This window comes from Methylobacterium sp. 190mf, assembly GCF_900107945.1.
Classification (GTDB): domain Bacteria; phylum Pseudomonadota; class Alphaproteobacteria; order Rhizobiales; family Beijerinckiaceae; genus Methylobacterium.
In genome coordinates, this window is sequence record NZ_FNVI01000007.1 from 165,477 (window position 1) to 182,140 (window position 16,664).

Sequence of the window (16,664 nt, forward strand, 5' to 3'; positions counted from 1 at the left end):
CTACCCCGCCGGGTCTTCAGGAGGCGTCGGTTCAGTCCGCACGCGTCCCGGCCGGATCGAGCCGGAGGGTGAACAGGCGCAGGACGGTGCGGCCGCCGCGCACGGGCCCGACAGCCACGATCCGCGCCCCGCCGGACGGCGCCGCCCGGACGACCGCCTCGGAGGCGAGGCAGTCGCAGGGCAGCGCGCGGGTCATCTGTTCCAGCCGACGGGCCACGTTGACGGTGTCGCCGACTGCCGTGAACTCGACCCGCTCCGCCCCGATGACGCCGATGAAGACCGGGCCGCGATGCAGCCCGATGCCGACCCGCACCGGTGGCAGGCCGGCCTGTCCGCGCTCCCGGCTCCAGGTCGCCATCGCGGCCGCGAGCGCGCGGGCCGCCGCGACGGCGCGACCGGCATCCCCGGGCGCTGCGTCCGGCACGCCGAACACCGCCATCACCTCGTCGCCGACGAACTTGTCGACGAAGCCGCCCGCCGCCTCGATCGCCCGCGCGGCACGGGACCGGAACGCGGCGAGGAACGCCGCGACCTCGCCGGGCGCCATGCCCTCGCAGAGGCGGGTGAAGCCGCGGATGTCGGCGAAGAGCACCGTCGCCTCCTGCTCCCAGCCGGGGCGCCGGGCGGCGCGATCCGTCTCGGCGACCCATCGGGCGACCGTCGGCGCGGTCAGGCGCGCGAGGTTGTTCCGCTGCCGCGTCGCGGCGCACGCGGCGCCGCGCAGGCGGTGCACCCGCAGCGAGAGCCATGCCAGGGCGAGCCCGCCGAGCCCGACCGTGACGGGCTCGGGCGTCGTCGTGGCCGCGAGCGCCAGGAGCAGCGGCAGCGGCGCCGCGGCGAGGAGCCGGCCGCGCCCCGCCGCCGCGACGGCGAGGTGTCGGCGGAGGGGAACGGCCCGCGCCCGTCGCCCGACACCGCCAGCGAGCCCGGAACAGGCGTCCGCCGTGTCCGCGCGGGGCTCCCGCAGCGCCATCGCGGGCATCAGCAGCGCGAGCAGACGCGGGCGATGATGCGCTGCGCCCGGGAATGCTCCCGCTCCACGGCGGGGGAGCGGAGGTCTAGATCCGTCCGGAACGGGCGTGCCCGGGCGATCGCCGCGACGCTCGGGACGTCGGGCTGCGCGAAGCGCGGGACCGGCTGCGCCGGCGCGGCGGTCGGGGCCGCCAGGACTGTCAGCATCGTCCCGAGCGCGGTGGCTGCGGCGGCCCGTGTGCGGTGTGAGATCATGATCTCGTGCTCCTCGTGGTGGAGCGTCCGAAGTAAAAATCCGATCTTTCACCGCGATTTCGGCGGATCGGAAAACAATGACAGCAGACACGCGGCGCGAACGACGGGCGGGCGCGGGATCGTTGCCGGGACGGTCGTGACCCGGGTCCGGGCTCGTCGCCCCGACAGTCGCCCCAATGGTCGCCCCGACACGCGAACGGCACCCGGTCCGCCAGACCGGGTGCCGTGATGGGCGCGGATGCGGGGGCCGTCCCCGCCGGGACAGTCCCGGGACGGTCCCACGCCGGGTGCGGCGGACGCTCAGGCGGCGCTGCGCGCGCGGTCGCCGTGGCTGGACAGGAGCCGCAGGATCTCGGCCTTGGCGTCGTAGGCGGCGAACTCGGCGGCGAGGCGCCGCGCCTCCCGGCGATGGCCGGGCGCGTCGAGCACGGTCCGCACCGCCTTCCGGATCGCCTCCGGCGTCGGGTCATTCGCGGCGAGGTCGATCCCGGCCCCCGACCACGCGATGCGGGCGTTCACGTCGGCCTTGTCCTCGGTGAGGCCGGCGGCGACGAGGGGGATCCCGTGGCTCAGGGCCTGGTTCACGCTCCCGTAGCCGCCGTTGGTCACCATGGCGTCGACCCGGGGCAGCAGCCACTCGAAGGGCAGGTAGGGCGAGAGCCGCGCGTTGGCCGGGATCGGGCCGGGGATCGCGTCGAGCCCCCGGCCGCCGCCCGTCACCACGGTCAGGATGTCGGTCTCATCGGCCAGCGCCCGGAGGGCGGGGCCGACGAGCAGGCCGAAATCGTGGTTCGCGACCGTGCCCTGCGTGACCAGCACGACCTTGCGCGCGCCGTCGAGGTCGCCCGCCCAGGGCGGGAGCGCCGCCTGCCCCGGGACGATCGGCAGCGCCCCGATGAAGCGCACCGTCGGCGGCAGCGGGAACGGGTACTCGAAACTAGGGACGGTCAGCTGCAGGTAGGTGTCGGCGAGCCGGACCACCGCGTCGAACAGCGGCCAGGGCGGGGCGGCCCGGCCGAGTTCCGCCAGCTTGGCGGCGAGGCTCAGCCCGACCGGCCGGTCGACCGCCGCCTCGTAGGCCTCTGCGATGCGGCCGTAGGCGGCCTCCTGCTCGGGCGTCTCGGCCGGCGGGAGGCCCAGGAAGGCCGGAGCCCGGTCGGGCCGCGCGCAGTGCAGGATCGACGTGCCGCACAGGACGATGGCGGGGCGCTCCGCGCGCGGCCCCAGCAGCAGCGGCAGGGCGCCGAAGAACATGTCGTCGCCGATCACCAGCGAGGCCGGGAAGGCCCGGAGCGCCGCGCGCAGGCCGCGCGCCTGGTCGGGGATGCGGTCGACGAACACGCGCTCCATGGCGACGCGCAGCCAGTCCGGTCCCGGCGCGATCTCGGCAAGTTCGGGCACGACCGCGCGGAGGTCGCGGCCGTCGAAATCCGCCGCGCCCGGCAGCGCCATGAAGCGGGCGCCGGCCGCCACGATGCGGTCGCGGAAGGCCGAGCCCGAGAGGACCATGACCTCGTGGCCGTCCGCGATCAGCATGTGGGCGATGGCGAGGAGGGGATTGAGATGGCCCGTGGCGGGCGTCGAGCAGAGGAGGACCTTCATCGCTTGTCCTTTCCGTGGGGGGCGTGAGGGCGCCGCGATCGCGGCGCGTTCGCCGGGGCGTCCGGGAGCGAGGCTGGGGGCGGTCCGTTACGGCGTCGCTGCGGCGCGGGGCCGAAGCGGCTACGGCTGCAACGGGCGCGCGTCGGACGCGCGGGAGACGGCGCGACAGGGTCGCAGCGGTCCGGAGGGGCGGCGATCCTGTCGAGGCAGCCGCGCCCTGGTCCCCCTCCCGTGCGGGAGAGGGACCTCGCTACGCGCGGCGAAGGGCTCGGCGAGCGCCGCCGTCCCCATCCGGTCGGGAACGGCGCTAGGCGGCGACCCGCAGCGCGTCGATGCGGCGGATGCCGCTGTGGCCGCGGAGGACCGGCATCGCGCCGGTCAGGCGCAGGCGCGGGGCGAGGCGCAGCACGGCGCCCAGTCCCTCCTCCAGCTCGACCCGCGCCAGGGCCTCGCCGATGCACCGGTGCGCGCCGCCGCCGAAGACCGGGTGGAGGCGCGGGAGGTCGGTGCGCCGGATGTCGAACGTGTCGGGACGCGCGTAGACCGTCTCGTCCCGCATCGCCGACAGCGTCGAGAGCAGCATCAGGCTTCCGGCCGGCACGACGTGCCCGTCGAGGGGAATGTCCTCCCGGGCGACCCGGCCGGCGGAGCCGGCGCTCGGCTCGTAGCGGAGCGACTCCGCCACCGCGGCCGGGATCAGGTCGGGATCGCGGCTGACCGCCGCCCACTGCTCGGGATGCTGCAGCAGCAGCGCCACCTGCATGGCGCCGGCGACCCGGGTCGTGTCGGTGCCGCCGATGATCATCTGCACGAGCTGGATCACCACCTCCTGCTGCGTGAGCTCGCCGGCCGCCTCGGTCTCCGCGAGGAAGCGCGACAGGAAATCGGCGCGGGGCGCCGACCGGCGCGCGGCGAGGATCCCGGCCACGTAGTCCTGCAGCGCGACCGCCGCCGCCTCCAGATCGGGGATGTCCTCCGGTCCGAAGGTGAAGCTCAGCACCCGGGAGACCTCGTAGGCGAGGTGCGTGAACCGCGGGATGTCGTCGCGCGGCAGGCCGAGGATGTCGGCGATGACCTGGGCCGGGATCTGCGCGGTGTAGCGCGCGACGAGGTCGACCTCCCCGTCCCCCAGCCAGTCGCGGACGAGGCCCTCAGCGGCGACGCGAATCCGGGGCCGAAGGCCCTCGATCAGGCGCGCCGCGAAGGTGCGGGTGAAGGGCGAGCGGCGCCGGCGGTGGACCGCGCCGTTGGCCGTGAGCATGCCGTGCGCGAAGATGTCGAACAGCGCCCCCTCGGGGATCGCGCGCGACTCCGGATAGAGCGTCTCCGTGGCTTGGGCGCGGGGGTCGCGCATCAGCAGGTCGACGTCGCGGGCGCGGAGGACGAGGACGCCCGCGACCTCGTGGCCGACGAAGGGCAGCCGCGGCCGCCAGGCGCGGTAGACACCGTGCGGGTCGGCCTCCAACTCCGCCACCGTGAGCGTCGGGACGCCGGTCGGGACGCGGGTCGGGGCTTCGGGCGGGCCTGCCTGTCGCGTCAGATCTTCGGTCGCATTCATCTGTGGATTCTCGCTGCTGTGTTGCGCGAGAACTCTCGGAAGCCCGGACTACAGGATGATTGCGGGAGCTGGGTCGAACATTACAGCCATAACATGCGGCGCGCCGGCGGCCCGGTCGCCGCCGCGGCCGCCTTGTGCGGAAGAGCACGCCGGTCGCCGCGCGGATGGTGTGTGAGATGTTCCGAAATCATGCCGTAACTTGACCCTTCGAAAAAGGCGCCGCTTCGCAGAAGGAGAAGTCCTCATGGTTGCAGGGCTGGCGAATACGGACGACGTCTTCGAGACGCTGCTCCGACGGACGATCACGGACTTCGTGATCGGCGGTATGGACCACGGGATCCCGGACGAGGACGGCCTGATCGTCCGCCTGAGACAGTACGAGCAGCGGGCGCGCCAGGAGCAGCTGAGCTCCCAGACGCTCCAGGTCATCTCGTCGGCGCGGCGCCTCCTGGGCGACCGGACGGAGGCCGGCCCGGCGTCCTGACGCGCCCCGCGCGACGGGTCGCGGGACGGCCTCCGCGGAGGGTCCCGGCCCGCCTGACGGGCGTTGGTCCCGCGGCGTCCCGCTACCGCGCGCGCGGCCGCAGGCCGACCGCCAGGAAGCGCTCGATCATCGCGTTGACCTGCTCGGCCACTTCGATCGTGTTGAAGTGGCCCGCCAGCAGCGTCTGGGCGGTGACGAGCTGCGGGCAGAGCTCCCGCAGCCGGTCGAGGTCGCGGGCCGCCGCCACGAGCGGCACGTCCGCCGAGATGTAGGCCATCGGGACCCGGCAGGCGCGCGCGGCCGGGACGGGATCGTGGGCCAGCACCATGTCGCGCAGCGCCGCGTGGGCCACGTGCTGCGGTGTCCGCTGGCAGGGGCCGAGGATGAAGGTCTCGAAGATCGCCTTCCGCCGGGCCGGGTGGTCGTAGGCGCCGCCGATCGCCCAGGCCATCTCCCGCACGACGGACCGGTAATCCGGGCCGCCGACGCCCGCCAGCAGCCCCTCGATCGCGGCGCCGCCCGCCGCGTCCGCAGACGGCAGGACGATCGAGTCGATCATGACGAGGCCGGCGGCGAGGTCGGGATGGCGGCCGCACAGCTCCAGCGCCACCGCGCCGCCGAAGCTGTGGCCGATCACGATCGGCTTCACGAGGCCCAGCGTCCGGCTCTGCCACGCGACGTCCTCGGCGAAGCCCGCGACCGTGTAGTCGCGCTCCGGCGCGTCGCTGGCGCCGTGACCGCGCAGGTCGACCGCCACGACGCGGCGCGTCCGCGAGAAGTGCCGGATCTGCGGCGTGAAGATGCCGTGGTCCCCGGTCCAGCCGTTGATGAGCAGCAGCGGCTGCCCCTCGGGGGTGAGCGGCCCGGCCTCGATATGGGCGAGCCGGCCGCCGTCGCGCGTCAGGTGGAGGGGCTGCCAGGGGGGCGGATCGAAGAGCATGCGGGTTCTCCGTAGGGTCGGGAGGGGGCGCGGGGCGCCGGCCGGGCGAGACCCGCGTGGGCGGCGGCGGCCGCGAGGCTGCAGCCGAGCATCACGGCGGCCATCGACAGGGCGGACCGGCCGTCGAAGAACCGGGCGACGAGGTCGCTGGCGACGGCCGCCGCGAGCATCTGCAGGAAGACCGCGACGGCGCTGGCCGCGCCCGCGGCCGCCGGGTCGCGCTCCGTCGCACCGTGCACGGCGTTGGGCGAGACGAGGCCGAAGGCCAGGGCCACGCCGACCATCGCGGCGACCACCGGCGCGGCCGCGGGCGGTCGGGCGAGCGCCGCGACGAGGAGCAGGGAAGCCGCGCCGGTCGCCAGAACGAGGCCGGCGGCGATCACCCGCGGCGGGGGGACGCCCCGGGCCGCGAGCCGCCCGTTCAGGAAGGCGCCGACCATCACCGACAGGGAACTCGCCCCGAAGACCAGGCCGTAGGCCAGCGGACTGAGCCCGAGGGCGTCGATGAACACCAGCGCCGAGCCGGTGATGTAGGCGAAGACCGCCCCGGCCGCCGCGGCGTTGCACAGGGCGTGGCCGAGGAAGACCCGGCTCGCCAGGATCCGCCCGTAGCCGCGCAGGATCCCCGAGGCCGGCCCGGGGCCCGCGGCCCGCTGCAGGGGCTCGTCGATGTGCCGGATCGCCACCAGGGCCGCCAGGGCGGCGGCGACCGGCGCGGCGTGGATCAGGCGCCAGCCGCCGAGATCCATCAGCCCGGCACCGATGGTCGGGGCCATCATCGGCACCACGTTGATGGTGAGGACGACGAAGGACACCCGGGCGCGCGCGGCCTCGCCCTCGAACAGGTCGCGCACCATCGCGAGGACCGCCATGCCGGGGCCCGCCGCGCCGATCCCCTGGAGGATCCGGAACAGCAGGAAGTCCGGCAGCGTCCGCGCCGCGCCGCAGCCGAGGCTGCCCACGACGAGGAGGAGGCAGCCGCAGACGATGGCCGGCTTGCGGCCCAGCCGGTCCGAGACCGGGCCGTAGACCAGCAGCGCGCCGCCGAAACCGAGCAGGTAGATGCCCATGGCCGCGCCCATCGCGGTGGCCGGGACGTGCAGCGCGGTCGCCGTGTCCGACAGGCTCGGCAGGATCATGTCGATCCCGAAGGTCGGGAGCGCCGCCAGCAGCCCGAGGAGCGCCGAGAAGGCGGCCGAGCCGGGGCGGATGCGGGGCCGCGCCAGCGCGGGCGCGCGGATCAGGCCCAAAGCCGGTCTCCGCCCCGGGCGCCGCCCCGGTCCGCGGAGGCCCGGCGCGCCGCCACCATCGCGTCGATCTCGCGGACGAGGCCGCCCGCGTCGAGATCCGCCCGCACGGCCGCCCCGAGAACTGCGGCGGCCCTGCGGAAGCCCGGCTCCGCCAGGAGCCGGCGCGCCGCCGCGGCGATCTCGGCCTCGCCCGCGTCGGCGGGCAGGCGCAGGCCGGCGCCGCGCAGGGCGACGCGGGCGGCGTTGTCGGCCTGGTCGCGGGCCAGGGGGATCACCAGCAGCGGCACGCCGTGCAGCAGGGCGCGGCTGACCGTGCCGTGACCGCCCTGGCACACCACCAGGTCGGCCTGCGCCATGAGGGCGTCGTGGGAGGCGGCCGCCACGACCCGGACGGCGGCGGGGGCGGCCAGGTCCGCGGGCCCGACATTCGGGCCGGTCGTCACGATGGTCTCGGCCTCGACCGCGCCGACGGCGCGCGCGACGCGCCGCTGCAGGTCGGTCTGGTTCTGGGCGCCGGTGCTGCCGGCGACGAGGATCCGCCGCCGTCCCGTACCGGACCACGCGTGCCCCGTCCCGCGGGACCAGCTCGGCTCGTCGAGCAGCGGGCCGATGTAGCGGTAATTGGCGGGCAGCGCCTGCGTGTCGAAGTCGAAGGCCCGGCTGACGGCCAGCAGGACGCGGTCGGCTTGATCGAAATGGGCGAAGGCGCTGGCGACCGGCGGCAGCCCGAAGGCGCGCCGCGCGGCGTTGAGCGCCGGCCGGCCCCGCTCCATCGCCGACACGATGGCGGCCGTCGCCGCGTCCACCGCGTCCCGCTCCGCCTCGGTCCGCGGCGGCGTCAGGCCGCTCGCGGCGGGCGGAATGCCGGGGAGCGGGCGGATGCTGATATGCGGCGACAGGACCGCGTGCGGCAGGTCGGCCGCCTCGGCCGCCAGGGCGCAGCCGGGCAGGAGGTCGAGACTCAGGACGGCATCGGTCGGGAGGCGGCGGATCTCGTCGAGCGTGTCGGCCGCGTAGGCGCCGGCCGGGGAGAACATCGTCTGCCGCAGCCAATCCGCGAGATCCGAGAAATCGGCCGGGTCGGCGTCGAGGCCGGTCGGGGCGCGGCGCCAGCCGACGAACGGGAAGCCCGCCGCCTCGACCTCCCCGCACATCGCCGGGTCGGCCATGACGCGCGGGCGGTGCCCCGCCCGGCGCAGCTGCCGGGCCGCCGTGAGCACGGGGCTGAGATTGCCGGTGGTGCCCCACGAGATGCAGAGGACGTTGAGCGACATGATCTGAATGTCCCGAGATGATCGCGCGCGGAGGCGCGCGGAGGCCGCGAATCGGCTGACCTCCCTGGAGCGATCTGAAAGACGACGTGGAGCTCTCGACGGCAGGAGCGTCAGGTTCGGTGCCGATTTCTGCTGCTGATATCGCGCAGGAAATCGACGTAGTCCGGGTGGATACTGTGAATGCACCCGCCGAATGCGAAGCTGACCACCAGCGCGTCGAGCAGCCATCGTCCGTGGCGGGCGAGCGCCGGTCGCGGCGCGGCGATCGGGGACGAAGCCGGGCCGCCGCGCTCCCGCGCCGGGCGTCCCGACGGCCCGGGAAGACCAGCGGCGGGCTTCCGACAGTCGGGCTCGGACTTGCAGAGAATTCGGTGAAGGTGCGGACCGATATCCGGGATCGCGGCGTCAGTCATGATCACCTCTCTATTGTGAGAGCACGATCCTGGTTTCCGCGGGTTACATCCCGGTGTCTCAACAAGATGATCTCGGTTACAGCCGTAACGGTGGCGTTTTCGTTTGTTCGATACGGTACGTGCCGGGACGAATGCTCGCGCTGTGCTGTCACGCACAATATGAAGCGCGCAATCTTTTAGGGGGCGTGATATCAACTCAGCCGTGTAAGGCCCGATGACCGGACGCGCCCAGATTGGCCGCCGGGGCGGGCCGGCGACGGACGCGAAGGACATCCGGGTGGCGCTATCAGCCCAACCGGACGCTCCTCCCGCTCCCCGAACCGGCGCGTCGAGATCGTGCCGTCGCGGCGGGCCGCCGCGAACCGGAGGTGGCCATGATCGAATCCAGTCTGGACCGGAGTCAGGGTCGGAGCGCGCGCGCCGGCACGACCCGCATCCTCCTCGTCGAGGACGACGCGGGTATGCAGCGCATCGTCTCGGACCACTTCGCCGACCACGACGTCGCCGTGACGGCGGCGACCGACCGGGTGGAGGCGGAGAAGCGGCTCGCGGAGGCCGAATTCGACCTCGTCGTGCTGGACCTGCGGCTGGGCTCGGAGAACGGGCTCGACCTGCTGCGCGACCTGCGGGCCCGGAGCGACCTGCCGGTGATCATCACCACCGGCCATCGCCGGGACGAGATCGACCGGGTGATCGGCCTCGAGCTCGGCGCCGACGATTACCTCGTGAAGCCATACGGGCTGCGCGAGCTGCTCGCGCGGGTCAGGGTCATCCTGCGCCGGGCCGAGGTGGCGCCCGCCCCGGCGCGGGTCCAGGAGTCCCACCGCAGCCGCTTCGAAGGCTGGGTGCTCGACCGGCGTCGCCGGCGCCTCACCAATCCCGAAGGCGCGGATGTCGCGCTCAGCAAGGGCGAGTACGCCCTGCTGGTGGCCTTCCTCGACGCGCCCCAGCGCCCGCTCAGCCGCGAGCAGCTCCTGCAGGCCACGCGCGTCCACGAGGACGTGTTCGATCGCAGCATCGACGTCCAGATCCTGCGGCTGCGCCGCAAGCTGGAGGTGGATCCGAGCGCGCCGCGCCTGATCGTCACCGAGCGCGGCGTCGGCTACGTCCTCGCCGCGACCGTCGAGAAGCTGTAGCCGTGACCCGGTTCCGGGCCGGCCGATGGCGCGTCGCGGTCGCGGCGCTCCTCGGCAGCGCCGCGGCGCTCCTCGCCGCGGCCGCCCACGAGAGGCCAGCCGGCCACGACAGGCCGGTCGACACCGCGCTCTCCGCCGAGGCGGCGGACGCGCTGGGGGTGATCACCCCGGTGCCGGACACCCTGGAGGCGGACCCGGCCCGGGCCACGATCGGCCGCCTGCTCTTCAACGACACGCGGCTGTCACGCGGGGGCGACCGGGCCTGCATCACCTGCCACGACATCCGCACCAGCGGCGCGAGCGCGATACCCCGGAACCTGACCGCCGACGGAACGCCGGTTCCGCGCAACACGCCGACGGCCTTCAACGCGGCGCTCAGCTTCCGGCTGGGCTGGGCCGGCGACATCCCGAGCCTGCGCGAGCAGGCCGAGCTCGCCCTGACGCGGCCCGAGTTCCTGGGCGGTTCCTGGCCCCGGATCCTCGACACGGTGCGCGGCGACCCGGTGCTCGCCCCGATGTTCCAGGCCGCCTACGGGCGCGCGGCCGACCGGGAGACGGTGATCGACGCGATCAACAGCTTCGAGCGCACGCTCCTCACACCCGACAGCCGCTTCGACCGCTGGCTGCGCGGCGACGCCCACGCCATCACCGGCGCGGAGCAGGCGGGCTACGACCTGTTCCGCCGGATCGGCTGCGCGTCCTGCCACCAGGGCGTCAATGTCGGCGGCAACCTGTTCGAGAAGGTCGGCATCTTCGTCACGATCCCCAACAAGGTGGCCGAGGTGCTGCGGGTACCCAGCCTGCGCAACGTCGCGGTCACGGCGCCCTACTTCGACGACGGCGGGATCGCCACGCTCCCCGAGGCGGTGCGGCTCATGGCGCGGGCGCAGCTCGGCCGGGAACTCACCCCCGCGCAGATCGACGGGATCGTCGCCTTCCTCGGGACCCTGACCGGCACCTACGAGGGCCGGCCCCTGACAGCGCCGCCAGCGCCCGGCGCAGCCTCTCAGGACGGCAAGCCGCAGCTATGAGACTGACCCTGCAGGCCGTCACGCTCGGCGCGCTGCTCGCGGCGCTGCTGACGTGGCTGCTGATCAACGGCAACGGCGGGATGGAGGCCGCCTACCTGGCGACCCAGCGGACGGTCGATGCCCTGGCTCTGGCCGAGTCGCGCATGCAGCACGACGTGCTGCGGGCCCGGACCGGCCTGCTGCGCAACTACGACCCGATCGTCGCGCACCTGCGCGAGATGCAGAAGGCCGGGGCCGACCTGCAGGCGAGCAATGCCGGGGATCCCGACGTCCGGGCGCTGGCCGAAGCGGTGGATCGGGAGGCCGCGATGGTCGAACGGTTCAAGACCGGCAACGCCCTGGTGCAGAACTCGATCGCCTATTTCGACTCGCTCAGCGACCGGCTGTCCGAGTCGGACATCGCCCCCGGCCTCGCGCGCGCGGTGGCCGCGCTCCAGATCCGCATCTCGGAACTCGTGCGCGACTCGACGCCCGCGCGCCTCGCCGACATCCGCACCCGTCTCGAGACGTTGCACGAAGCCGACGGGGCGGCCGCCCGGGCCGGCGACGTCGACGCCATCGTCCTGCACGGGCGCCAGCTCTTGGAATTGCTGCCGCACGTCGACGCGGTCACGCGCTCGCTGCCGGCCTCGTCGAGCGAGGCGGCCCGCGAAGCGCTCCTGGAATCCCGGCGAAGCCTCCGCGACCGGCGCCAGGCCCGGGCGGACGGATTCCGCCTCGCGCTCTACGCCGTCGCCCTCGCGCTGCTCGCCCTCGTGGTCCGCGTGGGGGTGCTGATGCGTGCCGGGACCCGGATCCTGCGCCGGACCGTGGATTTCCAGACCGTCGTGGCGCAGGCGGCCAACCGCTTCCTGGCGATCCAGCCCGACGAGACCGACACGCGCATCGTGGACGTCCTCGCCATGGTGGGCGAAGGGCTCGACACGGATCACGGCTACGTTCTCATGCTCGACGGCACCGGCGCGGTGCATCTCTGGAACCGGCCCGGCCTCGCGCCGCCGAGCGGCTGGCCGGCGGCGCAGCAGACCCTCGTTCACGACGTCGCGGCCGCCGCCAGCGACCTCATCTTCGTCGAGGTGGCGGACGAGACCGGGCCGCCGGCCCTGCGCCGCTCCCTGGCCGAGCGCGGCGTCGTCTCGTGGGCCTGCGCGCGGCTGCGCCGGGGCGATCGGATCGTCGGCCTGCTCTGCTTCGAGCGCACCACCTCCGGCCTGCCGCCCTGGCTGCGGCACTCGCGCGGCCTGCTGCAGGTCGTCGCCGACAGCTTCGCGGCCGCCCTGGAGCGACAGCACGTCTGGGCCGAGCGCCGGGAGATCGAGGCGGCGCTGCGCCGCGCCCAGCGGCTCGAGGCCATCGGGACCTTCGCCAGCGGGGTCGCCCACAACATCAACAACGTCCTCAACGTCATGCTGGGCCACGCCGAGATCGCCGGGGACGCCCTGCCGGCCCATCCGGGGCGGGCGGCCGAGCATATCGGGCTGCTGGTCCAGGCCGGCGGCCGCGCGCGCGAGATCGCCGGCCAGATCCTCGATTTCGGCCGCCCCGCGCGCTCCGCGCAGTACACCAGCGCGGCGGACGCGGTGGTCCACGAGACCGTGGCGCAGATCCGGGCCTCCACGGCCGGACCCGCCACGATCGCGCTCTCGGGCACCGCGGCGGGCGCCCGCGTCGGCGGCGAGCCGGCACAGCTGCAGCAGGTCGTCCACAACCTGATCCGCAACGCCGTCCAAGCCTCCGCGCCGGGCGCGGCCGTCGACGTGCAGCTCGACCACGTCGCCCTGCCGCGGTCGAGCGCCCTGACCCACGGCACCCTGCGGCCCGGCGCCTACGTCCGGATCCGCGTGTCCGACACCGGCCGCGGCATGGACGAGGCCACGCTCGCGCGGATCTTCGAGCCGTTCTTCACCACCCGACCGGCCGGGACCGGCCTCGGGCTCGCCACCGCCTTCGAGTTCGTTCAGGAGCACGACGGCGCCTTCGACGTGCGCAGCGCGCCGGGCAGCGGCAGCACCTTCGCGGTGTGGCTGCCCGTGATCCCGCAGGCCGCGGACGGCGCGGCGGCCGGCGGGACCGTGATGCTGGTCGGGCGCACGCGCCGGTCGGTCCAGGACGACGAGGAGACGCTGGCGGCGCTGGGCTACGAGCCGGTCGGCTACGCGGATCCCGAGGCGGCCCTGGCCGTCCTGCGGCGGGAGCCGGGACGGTTCGATCTGCTGATCGTCGACAACCGTCTCGCCGATCTCTCTGGCCTCGCCTTCGCGCACCGCGCCGCGCGGATCTCCGGGCGGCCGATCGTGCTCTCGCTGTCGGCGACCGACGCGGTGCAGCCGGAGCGCCTCGCGGCGGTTCCCGTCGCCGACATCGTCCGGCGGCCGTGGCGCTCGAACGCCCTGGCGGTGACCCTGCGGCGCCATCTCGCCTCCGCCGACCCGGCGCGTCGCCCGGCCGCCGTCTCCTGAGGGCACCGGCGGCATCAGGATCCTGCGATCCGGCCACGCGGGTGCTATCCCGGCTTTGACAAGCTCGGCGTCACGTGGGACCGGTCTGGCATGACGGGCGGCCAGATGCGCGATGCCGCCTCGACGATCGAACGGGCCGGGTCGAGTCTCGCCGAGACCCCGTCGCGCGAGGAACCCCGATGCCCGTCGAAGCCGCGTCAGGACGCCATGCACGGGAGATCTGACGCCCCGATCTGCGACCCGGCCTTCCTCGCTGACGGCGGCGCGATGGCCGTGCTCCTGCGCGCGCACGACTGGGACAGCACGCCCCTCGGCGCGCTGTTCGCCTGGCCCGAATCGCTGACGACCCTCGTCGGGGTCATGTTCGGCGCGAACCGGCCGACGTTCATCCTCTGGGGCCCCGAGCGGCGGCTCCTGTACAACGATCTCTACGCGGAGATCCTCGGCGACCGGCATCCCGCGGCCCTCGGCCGGGACTGTCTCGCGGTCTGGGGCGGGGTCGGTGCCGATCTCGCGTCCCTCGTGGACAGGGCCTATGCTGGCCGGCCGGTCCACACGGCGGAGGGCGAGCCCCTCCTCCACGGCGACGGCGGTGCCGACGCGGCGCGCTTCGCGCTCTCCCTGGTGCCGGTCCGGGACACGGCGGGGCGCGTCACCGGCCTCGTCGGGACCTGCACGGCGATCGCCGGTCAGGCGGCCGCCGCCAGCCGTCCGCGCGAGACGGAGGCGTCGCGCCGGGACAACGAGGAGCGGCAATCCTTCCTGCTCGATCTCAGCGACACGCTCCGTCCGCTGACCGCGTCGGCGGAGATCGTCGCGGTGGCCTCGCGGCGCCTCGGCGAGCGCGTCGGCGCGAGCCGCGTCTTCTACGCCGAGATCGCCGGCAGCCTGATGAAGGTCGAGCGGGAATACGTCCGGGGCGTCGGCTCGATCGTCGGGGAGCATTCCCTGGCGGCGTTCGGCCCCGACCTGCTGGCCGCCTACCGCGACGGGACGGTGGTCGCGGTCGAGGACGTGGCCGCCGATCCCCGCTTCAGCGAGGCGGCGCGCGCCGGCCTCGGATCCCGCGAGGTCGCGGCCTTCGTCGACGTCGTGCTGTTCCGCGGCGCGGAGTGGGTGAGCCTGCTCGCGGTGCAGAGCGCGGTGCCGCGCGCTTGGACCACCGCCGAGGGGAACCTGATCCGCGACGTCGGCGAGCGCGTCAAGGCGGCGATCGAGCGCGCCCGCGCGGAGGCGGCCCTGCGCAAGAGCGAGGAGCACTTGGCGGCGATCTTCGCCGGCGCCTCGGTCGGCCTGTCCGAGGTGGATGCCGCGGGGCGCTTCCTGCGGGTCAACACCGAGCTGTGCCGGATCCTCGGGCGCCCGGCCGAGGCGCTGCTGCGGCTCGGCGTCGCCGACGTGACCGATCCCGCGGACCGGGCGCCGAGCGCGGCCGCGCTGGCGCGGGCCCTCGAGACCGACCGCGACGTCACCCTCGACAAGCGCTATCTCCGCCCCGACGGCAGCGCGATCTGGGCCAGCAGCAGCATCCGGCGCCTCGACGACGCGGACGGCAGACTCAAGAGCCTGCTGATCGTCACGGCCGATCTCAGCCGGCGCAAGGAGGCCGAGACGCGGCTTGCCGAGAGCGAGCGCCGCCTCCAGGACCTGAACGAGACGCTGGAGCTGCAGGTCTCCGAGCGCACCGCGGAGCGCAATCTCTTCGCCACGATCGTCGAGAGAACCGACATCATGGTGATGGCGGCCGATCTCGACTACAACATCCTGGCGATCAACAAGGCGAATGCGGACGAGTTCGCGCGCATCTACGGCGTGAGGCCGAAGGTGGGCGACAACATGCTCGACCTGCTGGCCGACCAGCCCGAGCATCAGGCGCAGGTGCGGGCGGGGTGGGGGCGCGGGCTCGCCGGCGAGGAGATCACCCTGGTCGAGGAGTTCGGCGACGCGGAGCGGGCGCGCCCCTACTACGAGATCAGCTTCCGCACCCTGCGCGACGCGCGGGGCGAGCGCACGGGCTGCTACCAGTTCGTCATGGACGTCACCGAGCGGCTGCGCGGCCAGGCCGAGCTGGCCCAGGCGCAGGAGGCGCTGCGCCAGTCGCAGAAGCTGGAGGCGGTGGGCCAGCTCACCGGCGGCGTCGCGCACGACTTCAACAACCTGCTGACCATCATCCGCTCGTCCGTCGACTTCCTGCGCCGGCCCGATTTGCCGGAGGTCCGCAAGCGCCGCTACCTCGACGCGGTCTCCGAGACCGTGGAGCGGGCCGCGAAGCTCACCGGCCAGCTGCTGGCCTTCGCCCGCCGGCAGGCCCTCAAGCCCGAGGTGTTCGAGGTCGGCCAGAGGGTGCGGGCGATCGCCGACATGCTCGACACCCTGACAGGCGCGCGGGTGCACGTCGTGACCGAGGTGCCGGAGGCGACCTGTCTGATCCGGGCGGATGTGAGCCAGTTCGAGACCGCGCTCGTCAACATGGCGGTCAACGCCCGCGACGCCATGGACGGGGAAGGCACGCTGACCCTGCGCGTGACCTGCGGCGCGGCCCTGCCGGCCATCCGCGGCCATGCCGGGTCCCGGAAGCCCTTCGCGGCCGTGTCGCTGATCGACACCGGCACGGGCATCCCGCCCGAGCGGATCGGCCGGATCTTCGAGCCGTTCTTCACCACCAAGGAGGTCGGCAAGGGGACCGGCCTCGGCCTGTCCCAGGTGTTCGGCTTCGCCAAGCAGTCGGGCGGCGACGTCGACGTGCGCAGCACCCTCGCTGCGGGCACCGCGTTCACCCTCTACCTGCCGGAGGTGGCGTCCGAGGAGCGGCCGGCCGATGACCGCCTGCAAGATGCCGACCTCGCGCCGCTCGGGAGCGGGCAGCGTGTCCTAGTCGTGGAGGACAATGTCGGCGTCGGGCAGTTCGCGACGCAGATCCTGGAGGATCTGGGCTACCGGCCGACCTGGGCGGCCAACGCCGAGGAGGCGCTGGAGGAGCTCGGCCGGGCGGAGAACCGCTTCGACCTGGTCTTCTCGGACGTGGTGATGCCGGGCATGGGCGGCGTCGCGCTCGCGCAGGAGCTCCGGCGGCGCGCGCCGCAGGTACCCGTGGTGCTGACATCGGGTTACAGCCACGTTCTCGCGCAGTCGGACGCCCACGACTTCACGCTGCTCCACAAGCCGTACTCGGCCGAGCAGCTCGGCCGCATCCTGCATCGGGCCCTGGATCCGCGCCGGAAGGCCGGCGCGCTCGCGGATCCGTCCTGAGCCCGGGCTCCCGCGTCGGGATCCCGGACCTCCGGGCCGGG

General features: G+C 74.1%; 13 protein-coding genes. 5 read left to right on the forward strand and 8 right to left on the reverse strand.

Features of this window, described 5'->3' with window-relative positions:
• Positions 1–31: 31 nt before the first annotated feature.
• From C4T42_RS10530 to C4T42_RS10545, 4 genes are all read right to left on the reverse strand, one after another.
• Positions 32–973: an adenylate/guanylate cyclase domain-containing protein gene (locus C4T42_RS10530; RefSeq protein WP_020092198.1), complete on the reverse strand. Its 942-nt coding sequence runs from the start codon at positions 971–973 to the stop codon at positions 32–34.
• A gap of 8 nt (positions 974–981) precedes the next feature.
• Positions 982–1,227 (reverse strand): hypothetical protein, encoded by a 246-nt coding sequence (locus C4T42_RS10535; RefSeq protein ID WP_020092197.1) that lies wholly within the window; start codon positions 1,225–1,227, stop codon positions 982–984.
• A 300-nt stretch (positions 1,228–1,527) separates the two neighbouring features.
• A complete protein-coding gene (locus C4T42_RS10540) occupies positions 1,528–2,829 on the reverse strand; it encodes a glycosyltransferase (protein WP_020092196.1) in 1,302 nt (433 codons plus the stop codon).
• 307 nt (positions 2,830–3,136) lie between these two features.
• Positions 3,137–4,387, reverse strand: coding sequence for a cytochrome P450 (locus C4T42_RS10545; RefSeq protein ID WP_020092195.1), 1,251 nt, complete (start codon positions 4,385–4,387; stop codon positions 3,137–3,139).
• Between the two features lie 244 nt (positions 4,388–4,631).
• Here C4T42_RS10545 and C4T42_RS10550 point away from each other — a divergent pair, with 244 nt between their 5' ends.
• The gene (locus tag C4T42_RS10550; protein WP_020092194.1) at positions 4,632–4,871 is read left to right on the forward strand and encodes a hypothetical protein; all 240 of its coding nucleotides are present in this window, start codon (positions 4,632–4,634) and stop codon (positions 4,869–4,871) included.
• A gap of 82 nt (positions 4,872–4,953) precedes the next feature.
• Here the strand turns inward: C4T42_RS10550 and C4T42_RS10555 are convergent, their stop codons facing one another.
• From C4T42_RS10555 to C4T42_RS31470, 4 genes are all read right to left on the reverse strand, one after another.
• A complete protein-coding gene (locus C4T42_RS10555; RefSeq protein WP_020092193.1) occupies positions 4,954–5,811 on the reverse strand; it encodes an alpha/beta hydrolase in 858 nt (285 codons plus the stop codon).
• Positions 5,772–7,061, reverse strand: a complete 1,290-nt coding sequence (locus C4T42_RS10560) for a Bcr/CflA family efflux MFS transporter (protein WP_103985087.1) — start codon at positions 7,059–7,061, stop codon at positions 5,772–5,774. Before C4T42_RS10560 ends, C4T42_RS10555 begins: the two co-directional genes overlap by 40 nt.
• Positions 7,052–8,335 (reverse strand): nucleotide disphospho-sugar-binding domain-containing protein, encoded by a 1,284-nt coding sequence (locus C4T42_RS10565; RefSeq protein WP_020092191.1) that lies wholly within the window; start codon positions 8,333–8,335, stop codon positions 7,052–7,054. Before C4T42_RS10565 ends, C4T42_RS10560 begins: the two co-directional genes overlap by 10 nt.
• A 110-nt stretch (positions 8,336–8,445) precedes the next feature.
• Positions 8,446–8,748: a hypothetical protein gene (locus C4T42_RS31470; RefSeq protein ID WP_146073993.1), complete on the reverse strand. Its 303-nt coding sequence runs from the start codon at positions 8,746–8,748 to the stop codon at positions 8,446–8,448.
• Between the two features lie 374 nt (positions 8,749–9,122).
• On the opposite strand from C4T42_RS31470, the gene C4T42_RS10570 reads away from it, so the two are divergent.
• From C4T42_RS10570 to C4T42_RS10585, 4 genes are all read left to right on the forward strand, one after another.
• On the forward strand, positions 9,123–9,884 hold the full coding sequence (locus C4T42_RS10570) for a response regulator (RefSeq protein WP_020092190.1): 762 nt from the start codon (positions 9,123–9,125) through the stop codon (positions 9,882–9,884).
• A 2-nt stretch (positions 9,885–9,886) separates the two neighbouring features.
• A complete protein-coding gene (locus C4T42_RS10575) occupies positions 9,887–10,915 on the forward strand; it encodes a cytochrome c peroxidase (protein ID WP_020092189.1) in 1,029 nt (342 codons plus the stop codon).
• Positions 10,912–13,374 (forward strand): two-component system VirA-like sensor kinase, encoded by a 2,463-nt coding sequence (locus tag C4T42_RS10580; protein WP_103985088.1) that lies wholly within the window; start codon positions 10,912–10,914, stop codon positions 13,372–13,374. Before C4T42_RS10575 ends, C4T42_RS10580 begins: the two co-directional genes overlap by 4 nt.
• Positions 13,375–13,581: 207 nt before the next feature.
• A complete protein-coding gene (locus C4T42_RS10585; RefSeq protein WP_043712368.1) occupies positions 13,582–16,623 on the forward strand; it encodes a PAS domain-containing protein in 3,042 nt (1,013 codons plus the stop codon).
• Positions 16,624–16,664 lie beyond the last annotated feature (41 nt).